Raw genomic sequence first — 18,202 nt, 5'->3', positions numbered from 1 at the left:
GACAGTTCTGAGGTAACTGCTGTCGGAATTTCTCCAGCTTTTTATGAGCTTGTTTTGTCCATATATCTATACGTTTCTGGGACTCTACAAATACCGCCACAGTCACTGCTGGATGTCCACCAGCAAAAGCCAATTCGTTGGGCGGTTCCACAATACCTTTTTCTATCTTTGCCAAATCTCCTAAGGGCTGAAATTGAGCGTCACTAGAGCCACATGTGTTACAACGAATGGGTATTTGACGTAATCGTTTAAGGGAATCTACTTCCCCTTTCACCTCAATTAACAAGTCATTATTATTACCACGTAATTGTCCGGCGGCACTCTTAGAATCACTCTGTTGAATTTGCTGTGATACGTCTGTTGCTGTTAACCCTAATGCTGCTAAATCGGGAGCATTTACAGTCACGCTAATTTCTTCATTAGGAGCGCCAAAAATCTCTACTTTCTCCGTACCATTGAGATTTCTCAGTTCATCTTGCAGTAACTTAGCTTGGCGCTGGAGAATGGCATAATTGGGAGAATTATCCTGTTCCCAAGTTAAGGCTGCTATTAAAGCGTAAGCTCTGACCTCTACTTCCTCTAAATCTGGTTCAGTGGCTTCTGGAGGTAATTCTGACTTGACTTCCCGTAAGCGATCGCGTACTCTCGACCATACTCCATCTACTTCTGTACTCTTCATGCGATCCAGTAAATCAATAGAGATAATGGAGGCTCCTGCTCTGGAAGTGGATTCGTAGGTTTTGATTTCTTCGATTTCAGCAATTTTGTTTTCTATTTTCTCTGTAATTAGTGCCTCTACCCTTTCGGCTGTGGCTCCAGGATAAAATGTCTTTACCAAGGCAGCACGGGAAACTAATTCAGGATCTTCTAGTCGGGGTAAACTCTGGTAGGATGTAATTCCCCAAATAACAATTAAAAAAATTGTCAGAATCAATAATCGGAAATTTTTGTATAAAATTTGAACCATAATTATTTTATTCCCCTGAAGAGTTCAATTAAATCTAAACAAAACTTCCTCATCAAAAATCATCTACTGGACGAACTAACTGACCAGTAACAATTCTTTGAATGCCCTCAGTAATAACTCTGTCACCAGATTTAATGGCTCCGCGCACCAAAACCTGATCACTCTCTGTGTATAAAATTTCTACATCTCTTCGTTCCACCAGATATGCTTTGGTTGGGGATCCCTGTTGCTTTGGTTCAGCTAAAACATAACTAGACCACAAACCCTTTTCACCACGAGCTAAGGAATTGATGGGTAACCAGTAGCCTTTGGTCGGTAAATCTTGAGACAATTGCAACCGGGCGATTTGTCCTGGAGCTAGAGATTGTGGTTGTGATGTTTTTACATTGAGTATGACTGTGCGAGTCCTAGTAATTGGGTTGACTTCGGGCAAAATTGATTTAACTCTGGCTAGGTAAGTTTTTTGTCCAATTACGACCTTTTTGCGACTACCAGGGATAATTTTGGCAATTAACTGTAAGGGAACCCCAATTTCTACTTCTGGTTGGGCATTTTCGACTAAGCGCACCACCGATTGACCCCCATTGACTACAGTCCCCTCATCCAAATGGCGTTTGGCAATTTTTCCGGAAAAGGGAGCTTTAATGGTGCTTTTGGCAATGGTAATCTCTAGATCAGTGATCTGAGCATCTAATTGTTTAACTACGGCTTGTTGGGCAACTATCTGTTCCTTGCGAGTTCCCACTTGTAATTCTTGTAAATTACTACGGGCAGCAGCTAAACGCCTGGAAAGGGCATTGGCATTGAATGCCACTTCGTCATACCGCTCTCGGGAAATTGCCCCATCTGTGTATAATTTTTTTCTTCTCTCTCGTCTAATTTCTTCTAGCTTTAACTGTTCCTCTAGGTCTTGGAGCTGGGCGAGAGAAGATGCTATTTTTTCTTTTCTAGGCCCCGCTTTCAGCTCATCCAATACTGCGATCGCTTGGGTCTTTCTTGCCAGTAATTGTTGTCGTTGTGCTTCTAAGTTGCTAGTATCAAGTTTAGCTATAGGACTACCAGTAATTACCCGTTCACCACGATCAACTTTTAGCCATATTACCCTACCTGACCGCTCAAAGCCTAACTCACTAGTACGTACTGATGCTACTTCTCCTGTATATGTTTGTACTACTGAATAGGACTTTACGGCTGCAATTTTTTTGGTTTTTACAGGCAGAATATTGGCAGCAGTCACCTGAGCTGGGGGTTTTTGCTTGGGTAAGCGTAATAACCCAATGGCAAAACCTGATACTAGTAGTATGGCAGATGCTGAAGCAAATCCCCACCATCGTAATTGGGGACGAGGTATTACCTCTGGCAATTTATTATCGTCTAAAGAAAATGGTACGTTTTGTTTTCCTGTTAGTTCCTCTTTCATAGCTCCCATCCCCTACCAGATAGCTAAGCAGGCAAAGATATTATTGAACAAGTAGTATGAAATAAGTTGCATACTACTTGTTCAATAATATAAATTTTATATATAGCGGATGTCAAGAGGTTGAGATTATGGCGTTAGCACAAGCTGTAATGAGTCTGTTAGCTCACAAAGCTTGCAGTGGTTATGATATAGCCAAAGAATTTGAAGGTAGTGTGGGGTGTTTTTGGCAAGCAACTCACCAACAGATATACCGAGAATTAAAAAAGCTAGAAAAGCAAGGTTGGGTGAGCGTGGAAGTCATTCCCCAGGGAAAATCATTGGATAAAAAAGTTTACCATTTAACTGAACTAGGACAGCAACATTTAATTGAGTGGATTGACCAAGAATGTGAATTGGGAACTATTAAAGAGGATATCTTGGTGAAGATATTTTCTGGACATTTAGTACCTAGAACTGTTTTAATACAGCAGCTAGAAACGCATCGCCGCCAGCATCTGAAAAAATTAGCAATCTACGAAAGCATTGCTGAACAATTTGTCGATCATCTAGAGAAATTACCACCAGATAAACTAGGTAAATATATGACTTTGCGCCGGGGAATTATTTGCGAACAGGAATGGATTAGGTGGTGTGAAGAGTCTATAGAAATTTTAGCAAAAGCTCATCCGGTCAAACCTTACACGGCTCACCCGAGCAGCATTAATTAGTGGTGCTTATTGAATCAGGAAGCAGGTAATATTTGAGAGTGGATTTTTTTGGCTCCCATTGATTATAATGTCTAATCTTGACCATCCCCCGAGAATATTATTTTTATACGGCTCTTTACGAGAACGTTCTTACAGTCGCTTATTAGCAGAAGAAGCAGGGCGAATAATTTCAGCAATGGGTGCTGAAGTCAAGTTTTTCCATCCTCACGACTTACCTTTGCGGGGAAGGGTTGATGATTCCCATCCCCAAGTGCAAGAATTAAGAGAATTGAGTCAGTGGTCAGAAGGTCAAGTTTGGTCTTCACCAGAAATGCATGGTAATGTTACGGGCATTCTCAAAAATCAAATTGACTGGATACCTCTAAGTATTGGTGCGGTTAGACCAACCCAAGGAAAAACTTTGGCAGTGATGCAGGTTAGTGGTGGTTCTCAGTCTTTTAATGCCGTTAATACCATGCGAATTTTAGGGCGCTGGATGCGGATGTTTACAATTCCTAATCAGTCTTCAGTAGCAAAAGCTTATCAGGAATTCCATGAAGATGGGACAATGAAAGACTCTTCTTACCGAGATCGAGTGGTAGATGTGATGGAAGAATTATATAAATTTACGTTTTTATTACGGGATAAAGTAGATTATCTCACTGATCGTTACAGCGAGCGTAAAGAAAAAGGCGTTGCTGATTTGAAGTATTAAATGGAAACATCAGATACTTAGGTGATTTCTGAAAAGAATTTTACCAATGAAAAGGGCGCAAGCCTTGCGCCCCTAAGGTAAATTTCTTATTTTCTGGTAATCTTAAGTCTGGAAATCTCCTTAAAACTTTTATTCTCTGTGCCTCTTCTAGCTACTCAATGTTGCCATTTTCAGGGAGAGAATCACTACTAAATTGGTGGTGAATCTTTCTTGTCTGCTTACTATCCTGATCACTAGCTTCCATAACACAATCAATCAAGTGATCTGTAAACGGTATGCGTAGATGGAAAGTTCCATCTGGCTTGAGTTTGATAGGGCGATCGCCAATTTTTACAGCTGCACCTGCTTCTGTGGCTCCGTGAATGAGCAATTCTGCATCGGCAACGAACCAAAATTCTTGTTCTGAACGACTGAATACGCGAATTGTTGCGGAACGTGCTAATAATAACCACCGTTCTTCATCCGTAATATAGCCAATTTCTGCCATGTAGTTGCGATCGCTGATGGGAATTGCGACAAAGCGATCATTTGTGGTTTGGTCACATTCATATTGCTGTACTAACTTAGGAGTTTGATAACTCAAGTCAATATCAGTGACATCATACAGTCTGAGGGCTAATTGTTTACCTCCCTGGTGTTGCAATTCCTTTTTTTGAGCTTCAGATATATTCCAGGAGGCATAAGCCCATTTGGGAGTGCGGTTAGTGAGTACAACTGTACTTTCCCCATCCTTAATCGGAGCAGTGGGATATACAGATGTGATATTACCATTTTCTGCTGTAGATTGAGTAGGCCAGAAGGATGCGGCTGCGGTAGCTGCTGTTACACCAGCAGTGGCTGCTGTAACACCATTGGTTGATGATTCTCCTTCAAAGGAACTGAAAACCCGAATAATATTAGAACGGGTCAGGGGCTGCCAATCTCTCTCATGACCATAACCGATTTCCGCCATATAGTCGCGATCGCTTAGGGGAATTTCCACGAGACAATTATTTTCTGTATGCCCGCATTCGTATTGTTTTACAAGTTTGGGACTTTGATAGCTCAAGTCAATGTCGGTAACATCATACAATCGTAGGGTAAGGTGTTCATCTCCCTGTTGACTGCCAATATTCTGATCTGATGGAGAAATGTCCCATTCAGCATAAGCTCTACTTTCACTCTGGGGGGTGAGGAAGAGAGTAGTTTCCTTGGTGGCTGTGTTGCTAGATAGTGGAGAAGGCTCTGCGGCATCCGCAACCTGATCTAAGGTTTCTGAGGATACTTCTTGGGTATCAACAGGATTATTATCTGCTTGTTTTTTGCTAGCAATGGCTGCGGCTCCTGCTACACCAGCAATCCCAGCAGCGATGGCAGCTCCACCAAGACCATTCATTTCTCCTCCTGTGTTTGTATTTTCTGGTGATGGTGGCTCTTGTTGACCATATTGGGATGGATAGGAAGGGTTGACTACAGCTACGGGGGCTTCTAGGTCTAAAGATGAATTGTTGATATTCCCAGAATTATCAACTACGTCACTAGAGGGAGAGGGGATGGTATCAGTTGTCTGAGATTCATCAATCCCGGAATTTGGTGGTACAGTACTGTTTTCTTTGATAACAGTTTCTGTTGTTACTTCTTGATTTTTTTTACGCCCCAGAATAAATAGTAAACCACAGGCACCCAAAATTCCCAATAGTAACTGCCACCACCAGCTCAGCCCTTCTTCAGTACTTGTAATTGTATTAGTACTGTTACTGGCTGCACCAGGTGTTAATGTTTGACGGTCAGCCCTTTCCCCTGTGCGGTCACTAACTGCTTTGGTATCATTTATGTTAGAGGTGCTGCTACTCCCATCATTATTTGTACTGGTAGTGAAACTAGATGCAGTAGGTTTTTTAGTACTTTCTGGTGAAGGTTGAGTAGTAGAGGAATTATCATCATCACTGGGGACTGGAGTTGATACCTTTTGAGCGATCGCATCAGCTTGTTTGGCGATCCCTTCTTTGACACTATCCTGTCCCGGCTTATTGCTGGTAAATCCCAGAAAATTACTGACTGCAGCACTAGGATTTTTTTTATAAATATATACTGAAGGTAGGGAAAAAGGATACTTAGGATTATCTGGCTTGGTTTTATGTAGAGCTAAAGTTCGTACACCTTGTAAATTGGATAATTGACTCACCAGTACGTAGCTAATGCCGTTTTCCCCTAGTTGAGGCACAATCTCTGCTGTATCATCTGCTGATATTTGGGTCGCATTAGAGCCTGTGGTAAATTTACCTTTCTTAAAGACTGGATAATTACGGAAGGCTTGGCGAATTTCACTATTGTTAGGGCGGTCTATTAACTTAATTTTACCCGGAGAACTACCTAGTTCTGACCAATTTGTCATCTGTCCTCGGAAAATACGGGCAAATTCCTTAATAGTCAAGCTGCCCTTAAAAGGATTTTCTTGCCCCACAATAATAGCAATTTTGTCCCGATGCACCAGCAGTTGTTCTAAACCTTTAGCTTTTTCCTCAGGTGTGAGTTCCTGGTTAACTGCTGCAATGTCTGCTTTCCCATCCAATACAGAGTTTAATGCATCTTCCGTATTACTAGTAGCTATTTCTACTTCAGTCCCAGAGAATTGTTTTTCAAACTTGGATTTCAAGCTTTCGTTAATTACGGCCATTCCCTGGGAACTGTTAATCTTAACGGTGGTGCCACTGGGAATATTTTCTGGTAATTCAAAAGTCGGATTCTCATTGGATGATTCTGCCCGTGTGGCAGTTGACACAATGAGAGTTGTAGCTATGGGAGTGCTAGCTAATACCAACAATAATGCTAGATTAACAATTTGATTATCTTTGTTTTCTTTTTGCCACATATGCTTTTAGGTTTTTAAGCTAGCGGCAACAAAAAGTTGATCAGTACTATTTGCTGCCTATGTTTACATTTAGACGGGCTAATTATACATCTGTGTTATCTATTTGCTAAGTTGTAGGTAATACTTGTGGTCTGAGGCAACTACTTTTATAAATCTATCTTGCTAGCCCAGTATCGGATCCAGAAGTTGATTTTTTTTAATTATTAGCGATCGCATCCAGGGTCTAAAAATATATGTCACGGATGGTACAAGTATTTCCCTGCAACATTTTGATCCCTAATGGGCAAAAATTGGTAAATTCCCTGATAAAATAGTCATCCAACTAATCCTGGAGTTTTTTTTGTAAGTCCTTCACCGACCGATAAAGCTCTGGTAATCGACCGAATATCGCAGATACTTTGAGATACTTTTTGTGGGGTATCGCGGGACTACCGCAAACCACTTCACCGGGAGGAACATCATTGTGAACTCCGGCTTTAGCAGCAGTAATTGCTCCATCTCCAATTGTTACTTGATTGGCAATTCCTGATTGCCCTGCCATAATCACCCGATTTCCAACTTTCACCCCTCCTGCCATCCCCGACTGACCAGCAATAGCACAACCATTGCCAATTTGACAACCGTGACCAATTTGTACTAAATTATCAATCTTGGTCTGACTACCTATGCGGGTTTCACCTACAGATGGACGATCAATAGCAGTGTTACAGCCGACTTCTACCCCATCTTCTAAGACTGTATAACCAGATTGTTCCATTTTTAACCAACCATCAGCAGTGGGTACAAACCCAAAACCTTCCGCACCAATAACAGCGCCACTATGAATTACACAATCTGCACCAATGCAACTACGTTCATGGATAGTACAGTTAGCGTGTAGAATGGTGCGATCGCCAATTGTTACCTGGGGATAAACTACCACATTCGGATGGATGCACACCCCATTACCAATATTTACCTCTGCTTGGATTACTGCATGGGCACCAATATAAACATCGTTACCAACTTTTGCTGTGGAGTGAATGATGGCGGAGGGGTGAATTTCAGGTTGGGGTTGCCAAGCTTGATAAAAAATTGCGATTGTTTTAGCAAAAAATAAGCGAGGATCGGCAACTGCGATCCAAGCAATACCCCGTGTTTGTGCCTGGGCTTGTAAATCTTCATTTAAGGGTAAAATCAAGGCGCTGGCATTAGTTTTGCCGACAAAAGAGGCAAATTTTGTCCCTTCTATATAACTAATATTACCGATTTTTGCATGATCAATTTCTCTCACCTCTGTAATCTCAGGGTTCAGTTCTTGATCTATATGGAGGCTATGGGAAATACTATCCTCACCCAATTGTTGAATAATTTCACTGAATTTCATGGCTGTGTTAGTAAAAAAATGTGATCGAACTAAATATTAGTGTCGTTTTTTGTCACATTTAAGTTCTATACCACACAGAAGGAGTAAAGGAGTGAAGGAGTGAGGTAATGTAACTCTCCACACTCCCCACAATTTCTACACTTACAACATTCCCTATCCTCCAAGACTTATTGATAAGGAATACCACTAATCAGGCGGACACGATATTAACTAGTAGGAGAAGAAATTTCTTCTGATGCTAAAAGCTCCCGAATCATTCTGGTTAAGGCTTTTTGGAACAACTGGGTAGTAATTTGCTGTCCCAAACGCTGTACCCCAGGATTGACCATTGCTTGAGCTATTTGCGGAGCAATTGTTACAGGATCGAAACCACGAGTTTCCTGCAAAATATTCACAATCCGTTTGATATGTTCTAGGGTTTCTTGTTGCTCAACTGTAGCTGCGGGTGTTTGATTTACGGCGGTTATTCCCACCCTTTCCCTTAACATATAGGTGAGCTGGTGTAAAACATTTCTACCCAAAGCATCAAAACTTTTGAGCATTTCATCCACCAAGCGATCGCGGATAAATCCTCCTCTTTCGGATGAGAGAAAATCTACAGCTCCATCTAATGCCAATGCCAAATCATAATCTTGGCTTTTACGAGCATTTTTTAATAAGTTTTCTAAACGATTCCAACGAAAACTACCTTCTTTAAATAGTAAATCCCTCAAAGATGTTCTTAGTTCTACCGCAGTATCTGTTAACAGGCGTTTGGCTACATATGGATATGCTTCATTGAGAACTTTAAAGTCAGGATCAATATAAATAGCAATACCTTCCAAAGTTACCAAGGAGCGAATAATTAAAGCATAATACGGAGGTACCCGGAAGGGATATTCATACATTAAAGCTGATAAGTCATCAGTGATGCTTTTAATATTGAACTCTGCAACACTGGCTCCTTGAACATTAGCAAATACCTTACCAAAAGCCGGAATAATCGGACTTAAGTCTGTATCGGGTGACAAAAACTCTAATTTGACGTAGTCATTAGCTAACCCTTCAAAGTCACGGTTGACAACGTGAACGATCGCCTCAATTAAACCATAACGCTGGGCTGGTTTTACCTCGCTCATCATACCAAAATCCAAATAAGCCAGTTTCCCATCTGTGGTAGCTAGCAAATTACCTGGGTGAGGATCAGCGTGGAAAAATCCATTTTCTAACAACTGGCGTAGGGAACACTGTACTCCCACTTCAATTAAATAACGAGCATCTATCCCTTGAGCAGCAATTTCTTTTGCCTGGGTTAATTTTGTGCCGTTAATCCACTCCATTGTCAATACACGGCGATTGGTATATTCCCAGTAAATTTTGGGAACATATATGTCTTGAATATGACCGTAGAGTTGATAAAAATGTTCTGCGTTTTCTCCCTCGTGAATGTAATCCATCTCCTCGAAGATACGTTGACCTAATTCATCGAGGATACCGACTAAATCACTACGTATACGCTTAAACTTTTGTACTGCCCATGCACATAATCGCCGCAGGATATATAAATCAATGGTAATACATTCTCTTAAGTCGGGACGCTGAACTTTGACCGCAACTTCTTCCCCCGTACTCAATTTTCCTTTATAAACTTGTCCCAAGGAAGCTGCTGCAATTGGTTGGGAAGAAAACTCTGTATAGATTGCTTCCGGGCCCAGACCTAGTTCTTCTTCAATAAATTGGTATGCTATTTCATTGGGAAAAGCTGGCAACTGGTCTTGTAAGCGGGTTAATTCTTCTAAATATAGGGGTGGAACTAAATCAGGACGGGTAGATAAAGCTTGTCCAATTTTAATATATGCAGGCCCTAACTTTGTCAGTAGTTCCCGTAATTTTACCGCGTGACGGTATTCATTTTTGACATATGCTCCTCGCTTCTGATCCCACCACAAACCAATAGCAAAAGCAATTGTTGGTTGGAGAACAGTGACTATACGCCGTAAAACTTGTAAGGGGCGGCGTTGGTAATAGGTTGTTATTTCTTCGGCATCGTAACGCAAACTTTCCGGCTCTGATATGGTCTTTGCCACATGAGGATGTTTTCGATTCGATAAACGTCCAGCAGATGCCTGAATAACATTTTCTGGTATTTCTTGATGTCTGTCCCCTTGGGAAGAAGGAGTATCTGTCTTCACAATCATGAATTTACCACCACATGGGCATCAGTATGTTAAGTATTGTAACAAGAGATTGAGAATAATGCATGTACTTTCATGATAAGCGATCACCTAGGGTAAATCCTGGAATATCAAGATTTCTCAAGGAAAATAGTTGTTAAATCGACTACCTAATAATGAAACATAATCAATTCTCCAATTTCATCGACTAGCACTACTTTCTTTGCTCCCCCTTGTCCCTCCCCTCACAAGGGTAGGTTTTTAACATTTCGGTTGAAGCTAGACTTGGGAGATTAGCAGACAGGCAGACAAGGAAGATTGGAAGAGGCAGGGGAGTAGGGAGTAGGATACAAGCCCATACATGAATGTAGGGGCTTGTATCCTTTTCTTTTTCGATCAAATAAGCTTTTGAACTAGTTTGTGTTGTTGGGAACCGTACTTTTTTTGTTCGGTTTCCCACCTTGTCTACTTTCCCTATATTTTTTGGGGGATTATAGGGGGGTTGTCATTCTTATCTGACCAACACCTAATTGTAAGAAGCCTACACCTGTGAGGGTTCCCCTGCTCCTCTGCATCCCAAGTAGATTGATTATTATTTGGAAGTCCCTTACTTGCAAGCTATAAATTAGGTGAAGAGAAACATACTTGAGAGGTAAAATCTGTATGACAGCTTACCAAGCCAACTTAGATGCTTCATCTACATCAGAACAACTAATCGACGAAATGATTCCAGATACCAGAACCATCAATCATATAGAAGTAATCGAAAATGTGATCGATACTTTGGCACAAAAAGATAGTGCTATGGTCAGTCATCCTGAAGAAGGTGGGTATTTATGGAAGTTTAACTATGGCAGTGTGGAAGTGTTTGTTCAACTGACGGGTACTACAGACGAAGATACTTTAACTGTTTGGTCTGCGGTACTACCTTTACCAGCTAAGGATGAACCGAAGCTGACTCGACAACTGTTAGAAATGAACTGTACTAGTACTTTTGAAGCTCGTTTCGGTATTATAGAAAATAAAGTAGTTGTATTAGCGAACCGCACTTTGGCGGAAATCTCTCCTGGTGAGGTTTCCCGTGCAATTACAATTGTCGCCACTCTCGCGGATGATCACGATGAAGCTTTTCAGTCTGCATTTGGCATGAGTTAATAACTTCTAGTTATGGTTTTGAGTTATGAGCGAGGAATTAACAACACAATTCACAACTCACAACTCTAAACCAATTTGGCGACTAATTCCTCTGCTTGATGCTCCTGGGAATGTGCAAATGGCAGTTGATAGTTGGTTGCTAGAGCAACATCAATGTGGTAAACATCCACCAACTTTAAGATTTTATACTTGGTCGCCAATAGCTATTTCTTTGGGGTATCACCAACATAAGTATCCACCAGATTGGCAAAAATTAACCTGGCAAGGTGAGACATTAGATTTAGTCCGTCGTCCTACAGGAGGAAGAGCTGTACTGCACCATCATGATTTGACCTATGCTGTGATTACATCCGGACTACCTGCTAGCCGAGCCCAGGCTTATGTAAAAATTTGTGAATTTTTGATTCAAGGTTGGCGATCGCTAGGTATTGATTTGCACTATGGTAAAGCAGGAAGAGGTTATATTCACAACCCCAATTGTTTTGGTACTGCCACTAATGCGGATTTAGTCACCACGGATGGTTATAAGTTTATTGGTAGTGCCCAGTTAAGAAGGGGTGACTTTATTTTGCAACATGGTTCTATGGTTTTGCACTCAGACTCTCATCTTTTTGCTCGGGTATTTGGCACAGAATATGGGAGCAATATCCAACTCCCAGAACACCTGAGTATAGATAATATTATTACCGCTTTAGTGGCAGCAGCTGAAGATTGTTTTTCCATTCAGCTCCAGTTACAATCGCTTTCTGAGACAGAATGGCAAGCGATTGGAGGGAAGAGTGGAGGAGTGGAGGAGTGAAGGAGTGAAGGAGTGAAGGAGTGAAGGAGTGAAGGAGTGAAGGAGTGAAACCCTTCTGACAACTTCCGCAACATCCAAAATCGCCAACGGATTATCTGTTGCTCAACATCCAAACCTCCCTGTATCTCCTCAAGGGGGAAATCTAAAATCTAAAATCCAAAATCTAAAATCCAAAATAGTATGAGTGATAAAGAGCAACAACATCCCCTGTATAATCGCGATCGACCCTTGGTAGATAATTTGCTGGTAGCAGAAGCAACAGATTTACACTTAGCAGAATTAGCTCGATTACGAGTTCGTTATCAAGGTTTTCCTGGTGCTAAGGATATTCAACAAGATTTAGATCAAGTTTTGCAACAATGGGGCTTAACAGAGACAGAACTTTTTGCCAAAACCCGTTCCATCCATAGTATGGGAGGTATTTATAAAAGTCGTGGCAAAAAAGAAGAACAAGATTGGAATTAAAAAAATAAATGCACCCTACAATCATTTCACCTAAGCTGAAGCAAAAGCCCTTGGTGGAATGGGAACTAGTTGGGGAGTAGACAAGCAAGTTCCTTGTCTATACCACACACCTTCAACCTCAAATGCCTCAAAATGGGTTGTTAAAATTGCCCAAGCCTGTTCATTTAATCCAGCTGAGTAAGTCCAAGTAAATTGATTATTATTACGAAGTTTTTGTTCAAGTTCTGCTAAATCTTCTGGTAGCCAAAATTTACTCATAATCCTTTGGGTAGCGACCTCAGGAGGAGTTTCTAACATATCAGACATCGGCTGATTTATTATGATTTGTTTGCGGTTATCCTGGCGAACAATACTAATTGGACGCTCGTTCTCAGCCGCCGTCACCATCCGACACAATAGGTCTACTGGAACATGCAACTGGCTACAAAACACAGAACCACCACAACGTAGAATCGTTTCTGCTGTTTCAGAAGGCGTAGGAGCCTCATGAGATGCCATCCACCCATAAAATTCGATTGGTTGCTTACAACGCCTCCATCCTATGCGTACCTTTCCTTTAATTTTGGCCGCAGTTTCACTCAGAGCATCTCCGTAGCTTTGGGCTAAATCTGTAGCATCTCGTTTGGTTGGTGCAAGAATAGATACACCTTCATAGGAGATTTTATAATTCCAGCCCGGTAAGTTTAATACTTTAAGAATACTCACACTCACCTTCTCTTGACCCTCCAGAATCTTTATATACTTTTACACTGGTAGAATTGCTAGATACGGAAAGTTTAAAAGTTTCTTGCCAAATTATTTTTCTCTCCTCTTCAGAAATGGACAAAGCCGATGTAATAATCGCAAAATCCCCTGGTGTGGGTAGTACCTCCCCTTTAGATAAGGCTGATAGGTTTTTTACTCCACAACGCTTAAGTTTTGCCATATTCAATCGCACTAAGTCAGCAATGGTTTTGGGAGGTGTGGGCTCTGCTTTATAAGAGTGAGCAGTTGTAGTTTTAGCTACCCACTCGTACAACATTTCTTCCAATACCTCACTTTGAGAAAAGCCTTGCTTGGCACAAATACTTTTGAACTCTCTTGCCAACTCTACCGGAACGTAGCCGCTGACTTGTTTGTAATCATCTGAACGCCTTCTGTCAGTCATATGTCGGACTGTATTAACATCACACTTACTTCTATTTTCTATCATGACATCTAAAAAACAAGACATTTCATAACTTATTTTTTAAATGATATGTTGACATGAAAAAATGACAAGGGTTAATATAAGGAAATAGAGAAACATAACAAGTAGGCAGGGCAAGGAAAGGTAGGGCACCCCAGCAGCTAGCTTCCGGCTGCGATGCTAGCTCAATAACTTTAATTAGGAATCCAAGGGTTTCATTCCCTCTTAGACATTTAGTATATATGATTGCATCCACTTACGCAATCCCTGTCAACTTAAGTACTTGTATTTTCTAGCAAAACAGATTACACCACGGAGAGTTATTGAATTGATATGAAAATACACCATATATTTTGAATTTTCATAGTGCTTGGCTGAATCCATAACAGGTAAAGCATTTTGCTTCCCTGGGGTTTGAATTTAATTAAAGGTATAACCCGATAAAAATATGACTACATTAACCTTTGAACAGTTTATTCATCCATTATCTGAGTTCCCTCAGGTTGAAAATCTTGCTGGGACGGATGAGCCTACATTAGATTTTTACACTATGGCAGGAGTAATACTGTATACAGCTTGTGTTCATGACAATCAGAAGGCGAGGAAAAAAGCCTTGGAAACATCAGCTATGAATGCAGGATTGGTAGATGTAAATTTGCTATTTAGACGATGCCAAACAGGAGATCGTGGGGCGATTTTAGAAATGATTAGTTTAATTGTTTCAGGTATGGAAAGCAGCTGTGAGGAAGTAGAAACGGTCTAGCTACTGCAAAGGAAATAACAAAGAGCAATTCATCAGCCTTACTTAAATGACAAGTAAGGCTGTTTTATAATTGTTTTGCCATAAAATCTGAGAGAATGCGTTGATGTACAGGTCCTAGTGGTCTGATTTCATTGGCGATCGCGGAGTAGCAATTACCACGGTGAACATCTTCAGGGGTGAGTAAGCCCATATCCCAGCCTTCCTGAAGTACGAGTTGATCTAGTTGAACGGACAATGGGGCATGGAAAACATGGCGTACAACTTTTTCATCGGCATAAATGCCAAACTCAGAAAATGTGGGTGGTAGGTTATAGGTGATTTCTTCCAAAATTTCTCGTTTAACAGCTTCATGGGGAGTTTCTCCAGCTTCTATGTGTCCTCCAAATAGTCCCCAATAGCCGGGATAGAGAATACCAGGGATATTATCTCGCAACTGCATTAAGAACTTATCATCTTGATGGAGAATAGCGATCGCCACAGGTACTACTTGCTGATTCATAAAAATGTATCAATAAACGAGATGTGGTTTAATTATTACTCTTCTTCTAGATAAACGTCTCCATAATCTTTCCCACCCAAAGCAATGCTTTTGTAGCGAACCTTACCTTTAAAGACTACAGATTTTCCCTCTTTAATACCAGTTTGATTCGTTACCACCCAAATTTTACCAGTCCCGTCATTAATTTGATATGCCTGTCGCTTGACAAGGGGAATAGTTCTTTCGACCTTCCCTTGGATATAAACGGTATTTAGTTTCTGCTTCGGTTGTGCCTGCAACTGTTTAATCGGAGTCACATTGGCACCAATAGGTTTAAAACCCCGTGGACTAAAATCTCCACAACTGACAGTTCCAATCAAGAAAAAACAGATCAACATCCAGCGTAAACTGGCAGAATCAATGTAAAAATTTTTCACTTTTTGTCCCAGAGGTACTAGTAGAGCCGATTTTTGCATAAATGTTTGTCATGTTGCTATTTTTAGAGAATGAATTTTTATTGCGAGGGTTAACTGAAGAGGTCAGGAAAAATGTGAAGCTACGTTACACTTCGTGAGAGCATTTGTTAGCGTTCTTGGATCGGATTAAGGTAATTCTGAAAATCATTATGGAAAAACAAACTGCCAAATTGCTTGATGGTAAAGCTTTAGCCTCCAAAATTCATCAAGAATTATCACAAACAATTACAGAATTACAACCCCAAATCGGCAGACCCCCAGGATTGGCGGTATTAATGGTAGGAGATAATCCTGCTTCTGCGGCTTATGTCCGTGGTAAAGAAAAAGCTTGCCTCAAAGTTGGGATTGCTTCCTTTGGCAAACATTTCCCGACAGAAACTAGTCAAGCCGAAATTGTAGAAGTAATAGAACAACTGAACCAAGATGACAGAGTAGATGGCATTTTAGTACAACTACCTTTACCAAAACATTTAGATTCTGTAGCCATTTTGCATCATATTAAACCAGAAAAAGATGCTGACGGATTACACCCAGTAAATTTGGGAAAATTAGTCCGACAAGAAAAAGGTTTACGTAGCTGTACCCCTGCTGGAGTAATGCGCCTTTTGCAGGAATATGACATTTCTTTACCAGGGAAGCGAGCCGTGGTGGTGGGAAGGAGTATTTTGGTGGGTAAACCACTGGCTCTCATGTTATTAGAAGCCGATGCCACAGTCACAATTGCCCATTCCCGTTCTCAGAATTTGCCAGCGATCGCTAAAAATGCTGATATTCTCATTGCAGCAGTAGGTCGACCAGAATTTATCACAGCCGAAATGGTGAAACCGGGCGCAGTTGTGGTAGATGTGGGAATAAATCGTATTACTGATATTAATGGCAAAAGCCGTTTAGTTGGTGATATTGATTTTGCATCAGTACGAAGGGTCGCGGATTTTCTCACTCCCGTCCCTGGTGGTGTTGGTCCTATGACTGTAGCAATGTTGTTACAAAATACTGTAATTAGTTATGTTCAAAAGGTAACTAATTAATAGTTGTCAATCGGGAATAGGAAACTTTTTAATTCTTAATTCTGTCAGCACCAACCACCCTTAACATTGTGATATTGATCACAAAAATCAAGACATTTAAGGATTTGAGGATGATAGCAGCAGATAATCTTCCAGAAACTACCAAGGATGGCAAATTTGACTTATTGGTCTATTTACAAGCAAGGCAAAAGCTTTGTGAAGCGGCTTTGTCACAATCAGTTCCTCAGCAGTATCCTGATACCATTTATGAAGCCATGCGCTACTCTTTGTTAGCAGGAGGTAAGCGTCTGCGTCCTATTCTGTGCCTAGCTAGTTGTGAGATGATGGGTGGCACTATGGAAATGGCAATGCCAACGGCTTGTGCCTTAGAGATGATCCACACCATGTCTTTAATTCACGATGATTTACCCGCAATGGATAATGATGATTATCGCCGTGGTAAGTTGACAAATCACAAGGTTTATGGTGAGGATATTGCTATTTTAGCTGGTGATGGTTTATTGGCTTATGCTTTTGAATACATTGCTGCTCAAACCGAAAATGTACCCGCACCCAGAGTTTTGCAAGTGGTAGCTCAATTAGGGCGAGCCGTGGGAGCTGCTGGTTTAGTGGGTGGACAAGTGGTGGATTTAGAATCGGAAGGGAAGTCTGATATTTCTTTAGAAACCCTGAATTTCATTCACAAGCATAAAACAGGAGCGCTGTTAGAGGTTTGTGTGGTGTCTGGGGGGATTTTAGCTGGGGCCACAGAGCAAGATTTACAAAGATTATCTGCTTATGCTCAAAATATTGGGTTAGCCTTTCAAATTATTGATGATATCCTGGACATCACAGCTACCCAGGAAAAATTAGGTAAAACTGTGGGTAAAGACCAACAGGCTCAAAAAGTAACCTACCCTAGTTTATGGGGTATTGAAGAATCCCAGAAACAAGCACAGCAGTTAATTGAAAAAGCTTGTGCTCAATTAGAACCATTTGGAGAAAAAGCCCAACCCCTATTAGCACTTGCCCATTTTATTGTTAATCGTGATCGCTAATTCTGGTCTTTCATCCAGAGAAAATCAACAAATTCCCATCATTTACCTGGGATTTTTTGATCTGAGCTGATAGACTCCATTGATAACTTGGCTCTAACAAACAAACACTACCGACGATTGTTTACTCATCTCACCAAAAAACCATGCAGGACATTGGCAACATATTAGACAACCGGGTGCTGCTGGTTGCCCTTATAGCTTGTGTAATTGCTCAATTATTGAAGCTAATTATCGAAGTAATTCAACATAGAAAATTAGATGTACGAGTCTTGGTAACCACAGGGGGTATGCCTAGTGCTCATTCAGCACTAGTAACTTCCTTAGCTGTTGGTATTGGGCAAACTATTGGCTGGTCATCTTCCGAATTCGCCCTAGCAACTGTGTTTGCTATTATTGTCATGTATGATGCCGCAGGGGTGCGTCAAGCTGCTGGCAAACAAGCTCGCATTCTTAACCAAATGATAGACGAATTATTTTACGAAAATCCGGAATTTAATCAGGATCGTCTCAAAGAATTATTAGGACATACACCATTCCAAGTCATTGCGGGTTCAGCTTTGGGTATAACTATCACCTGGCTAGCTAAATATGCTTATTAAGTAAGGAGTGAGGAGTGGGAAACTTAGTTATTCTCAGTTGTTTTTGAGTTGATCCATAGGGTGGAGTTATGGTTGA

The 18,202-nt window shown here is 40.9% G+C and carries 18 protein-coding genes; 9 read left to right on the top strand and 9 right to left on the bottom strand.

The genetic code is table 11. The features are described from left to right. On the bottom strand, window positions 1–967 hold a 967-nt coding region (locus CALSC_RS22095), incomplete at its 3' end, for an efflux RND transporter permease subunit (RefSeq protein WP_143288338.1). Between the two features lie 52 nt (window positions 968–1,019). After that, the gene (locus CALSC_RS22090; protein ID WP_088243411.1) at window positions 1,020–2,387 is read right to left on the bottom strand and encodes an efflux RND transporter periplasmic adaptor subunit; all 1,368 of its coding nucleotides are present in this window, start codon (window positions 2,385–2,387) and stop codon (window positions 1,020–1,022) included. Window positions 2,388–2,515: 128 nt separating this feature from the next. Here CALSC_RS22090 and CALSC_RS22085 point away from each other — a divergent pair, with 128 nt between their 5' ends. Both CALSC_RS22085 and arsH read left to right on the top strand, forming a co-directional pair. Continuing rightward, window positions 2,516–3,094: a PadR family transcriptional regulator gene (locus tag CALSC_RS22085; protein WP_088243407.1), complete on the top strand. Its 579-nt coding sequence runs from the start codon at window positions 2,516–2,518 to the stop codon at window positions 3,092–3,094. A gap of 67 nt (window positions 3,095–3,161) precedes the next feature. Beyond that, window positions 3,162–3,788, top strand: a complete 627-nt coding sequence (gene arsH / locus CALSC_RS22080) for an arsenical resistance protein ArsH (protein WP_088243406.1) — start codon at window positions 3,162–3,164, stop codon at window positions 3,786–3,788. A 151-nt stretch (window positions 3,789–3,939) separates the two neighbouring features. Here arsH and CALSC_RS22075 read toward each other — a convergent pair whose 3' ends face one another. From CALSC_RS22075 to CALSC_RS22065, 3 genes are all read right to left on the bottom strand, one after another. After that, entirely contained in the window at window positions 3,940–6,639 is a 2,700-nt protein-coding gene (locus CALSC_RS22075) for a DUF4912 domain-containing protein (RefSeq protein WP_088243405.1), read from the bottom strand. 322 nt (window positions 6,640–6,961) lie between these two features. Then, window positions 6,962–8,005, bottom strand: coding sequence for a UDP-3-O-(3-hydroxymyristoyl)glucosamine N-acyltransferase (lpxD, locus tag CALSC_RS22070; protein ID WP_088243404.1), 1,044 nt, complete (start codon window positions 8,003–8,005; stop codon window positions 6,962–6,964). 206 nt (window positions 8,006–8,211) lie between these two features. After that, complete coding sequence (locus tag CALSC_RS22065; RefSeq protein WP_088243403.1) at window positions 8,212–10,182, bottom strand: ABC1 kinase family protein; 1,971 nt, start codon at window positions 10,180–10,182, stop codon at window positions 8,212–8,214. A gap of 639 nt (window positions 10,183–10,821) precedes the next feature. Here CALSC_RS22065 and CALSC_RS22060 point away from each other — a divergent pair. The 3 genes from CALSC_RS22060 (at window position 10,822) to CALSC_RS22050 (ending at window position 12,577) form a co-directional block, all read left to right on the top strand. Then, a complete protein-coding gene (locus CALSC_RS22060; RefSeq protein ID WP_088243402.1) occupies window positions 10,822–11,313 on the top strand; it encodes a YbjN domain-containing protein in 492 nt (163 codons plus the stop codon). A gap of 25 nt (window positions 11,314–11,338) precedes the next feature. After that, window positions 11,339–12,112, top strand: a complete 774-nt coding sequence (locus tag CALSC_RS22055) for a lipoate--protein ligase family protein (RefSeq protein ID WP_088243401.1) — start codon at window positions 11,339–11,341, stop codon at window positions 12,110–12,112. A 180-nt stretch (window positions 12,113–12,292) separates the two neighbouring features. After that, window positions 12,293–12,577 (top strand): DUF3288 family protein, encoded by a 285-nt coding sequence (locus tag CALSC_RS22050; protein ID WP_088243400.1) that lies wholly within the window; start codon window positions 12,293–12,295, stop codon window positions 12,575–12,577. Between the two features lie 30 nt (window positions 12,578–12,607). On the opposite strand, the gene CALSC_RS22045 is transcribed toward CALSC_RS22050, so the two are convergent. Next, window positions 12,608–13,288: a PAS domain-containing protein gene (locus CALSC_RS22045; RefSeq protein WP_088243399.1), complete on the bottom strand. Its 681-nt coding sequence runs from the start codon at window positions 13,286–13,288 to the stop codon at window positions 12,608–12,610. Further along, complete coding sequence (locus CALSC_RS22040) at window positions 13,269–13,724, bottom strand: hypothetical protein (RefSeq protein WP_088243398.1); 456 nt, start codon at window positions 13,722–13,724, stop codon at window positions 13,269–13,271. Before CALSC_RS22040 ends, CALSC_RS22045 begins: the two co-directional genes overlap by 20 nt. 469 nt (window positions 13,725–14,193) lie before the next feature. Here CALSC_RS22040 and CALSC_RS22035 point away from each other — a divergent pair, with 469 nt between their 5' ends. Beyond that, window positions 14,194–14,508, top strand: a complete 315-nt coding sequence (locus CALSC_RS22035; protein WP_088243397.1) for a hypothetical protein — start codon at window positions 14,194–14,196, stop codon at window positions 14,506–14,508. Between the two features lie 64 nt (window positions 14,509–14,572). Here the strand turns inward: CALSC_RS22035 and CALSC_RS22030 are convergent, their stop codons facing one another. Continuing rightward, window positions 14,573–15,007 carry an NUDIX hydrolase gene (locus CALSC_RS22030; RefSeq protein ID WP_088243396.1) on the bottom strand — a complete coding sequence of 145 codons (435 nt, stop codon included), beginning with the start codon at window positions 15,005–15,007 and terminating at the stop codon, window positions 14,573–14,575. A 35-nt stretch (window positions 15,008–15,042) separates the two neighbouring features. After that, complete coding sequence (locus tag CALSC_RS22025) at window positions 15,043–15,462, bottom strand: hypothetical protein (RefSeq protein ID WP_235006891.1); 420 nt, start codon at window positions 15,460–15,462, stop codon at window positions 15,043–15,045. A gap of 149 nt (window positions 15,463–15,611) precedes the next feature. Between CALSC_RS22025 and folD the strand changes: the two genes are divergently transcribed. From folD to CALSC_RS22010, 3 genes are all read left to right on the top strand, one after another. After that, window positions 15,612–16,490 (top strand): bifunctional methylenetetrahydrofolate dehydrogenase/methenyltetrahydrofolate cyclohydrolase FolD, encoded by an 879-nt coding sequence (gene folD, locus CALSC_RS22020; protein WP_088243395.1) that lies wholly within the window; start codon window positions 15,612–15,614, stop codon window positions 16,488–16,490. A 110-nt stretch (window positions 16,491–16,600) separates the two neighbouring features. After that, window positions 16,601–17,527, top strand: a complete 927-nt coding sequence (gene crtE / locus CALSC_RS22015; RefSeq protein ID WP_088243394.1) for a geranylgeranyl diphosphate synthase CrtE — start codon at window positions 16,601–16,603, stop codon at window positions 17,525–17,527. A gap of 143 nt (window positions 17,528–17,670) precedes the next feature. Continuing rightward, the gene (locus CALSC_RS22010) at window positions 17,671–18,126 is read left to right on the top strand and encodes a divergent PAP2 family protein (protein WP_088243393.1); all 456 of its coding nucleotides are present in this window, start codon (window positions 17,671–17,673) and stop codon (window positions 18,124–18,126) included. Window positions 18,127–18,202: the final 76 nt, after the last annotated feature.

The organism is Calothrix rhizosoleniae SC01 (assembly GCF_900185595.1).
GTDB classification, from domain to species: domain Bacteria; phylum Cyanobacteriota; class Cyanobacteriia; order Cyanobacteriales; family Nostocaceae; genus Calothrix_A; species Calothrix_A rhizosoleniae.
The sequence above is the reverse complement of the archived record's forward strand: the minus strand, read 5'-3'. Positions and strand labels throughout refer to the sequence as shown.

Excerpts from the sequence above, each read along its gene's own strand:
- CALSC_RS22040 (WP_088243398.1), bottom strand. The coding sequence starts at position 13,724 with ATGACTGACAGAAGGCGTTCAGATGATTACAAACAAGTCAGCGGCTAC.
- CALSC_RS22025 (WP_235006891.1), bottom strand. The coding sequence starts at position 15,462 with ATGCAAAAATCGGCTCTACTAGTACCTCTGGGACAAAAAGTGAAAAAT.
- arsH (WP_088243406.1), top strand. The coding sequence starts at position 3,162 with ATGTCTAATCTTGACCATCCCCCGAGAATATTATTTTTATACGGCTCT.
- CALSC_RS22010 (WP_088243393.1), top strand. The coding sequence starts at position 17,671 with ATGCAGGACATTGGCAACATATTAGACAACCGGGTGCTGCTGGTTGCC.
- CALSC_RS22065 (WP_088243403.1), bottom strand. The coding sequence starts at position 10,182 with ATGATTGTGAAGACAGATACTCCTTCTTCCCAAGGGGACAGACATCAA.
- CALSC_RS22085 (WP_088243407.1), top strand. The coding sequence starts at position 2,516 with ATGGCGTTAGCACAAGCTGTAATGAGTCTGTTAGCTCACAAAGCTTGC.
- crtE (WP_088243394.1), top strand. The coding sequence starts at position 16,601 with ATGATAGCAGCAGATAATCTTCCAGAAACTACCAAGGATGGCAAATTT.
- CALSC_RS22060 (WP_088243402.1), top strand. The coding sequence starts at position 10,822 with ATGACAGCTTACCAAGCCAACTTAGATGCTTCATCTACATCAGAACAA.
- CALSC_RS22075 (WP_088243405.1), bottom strand. The coding sequence starts at position 6,639 with ATGTGGCAAAAAGAAAACAAAGATAATCAAATTGTTAATCTAGCATTA.
- CALSC_RS22050 (WP_088243400.1), top strand. The coding sequence starts at position 12,293 with ATGAGTGATAAAGAGCAACAACATCCCCTGTATAATCGCGATCGACCC.
- CALSC_RS22055 (WP_088243401.1), top strand. The coding sequence starts at position 11,339 with ATGAGCGAGGAATTAACAACACAATTCACAACTCACAACTCTAAACCA.
- CALSC_RS22090 (WP_088243411.1), bottom strand. The coding sequence starts at position 2,387 with ATGAAAGAGGAACTAACAGGAAAACAAAACGTACCATTTTCTTTAGAC.
- lpxD (WP_088243404.1), bottom strand. The coding sequence starts at position 8,005 with ATGAAATTCAGTGAAATTATTCAACAATTGGGTGAGGATAGTATTTCC.
- CALSC_RS22030 (WP_088243396.1), bottom strand. The coding sequence starts at position 15,007 with ATGAATCAGCAAGTAGTACCTGTGGCGATCGCTATTCTCCATCAAGAT.
- CALSC_RS22035 (WP_088243397.1), top strand. The coding sequence starts at position 14,194 with ATGACTACATTAACCTTTGAACAGTTTATTCATCCATTATCTGAGTTC.
- folD (WP_088243395.1), top strand. The coding sequence starts at position 15,612 with ATGGAAAAACAAACTGCCAAATTGCTTGATGGTAAAGCTTTAGCCTCC.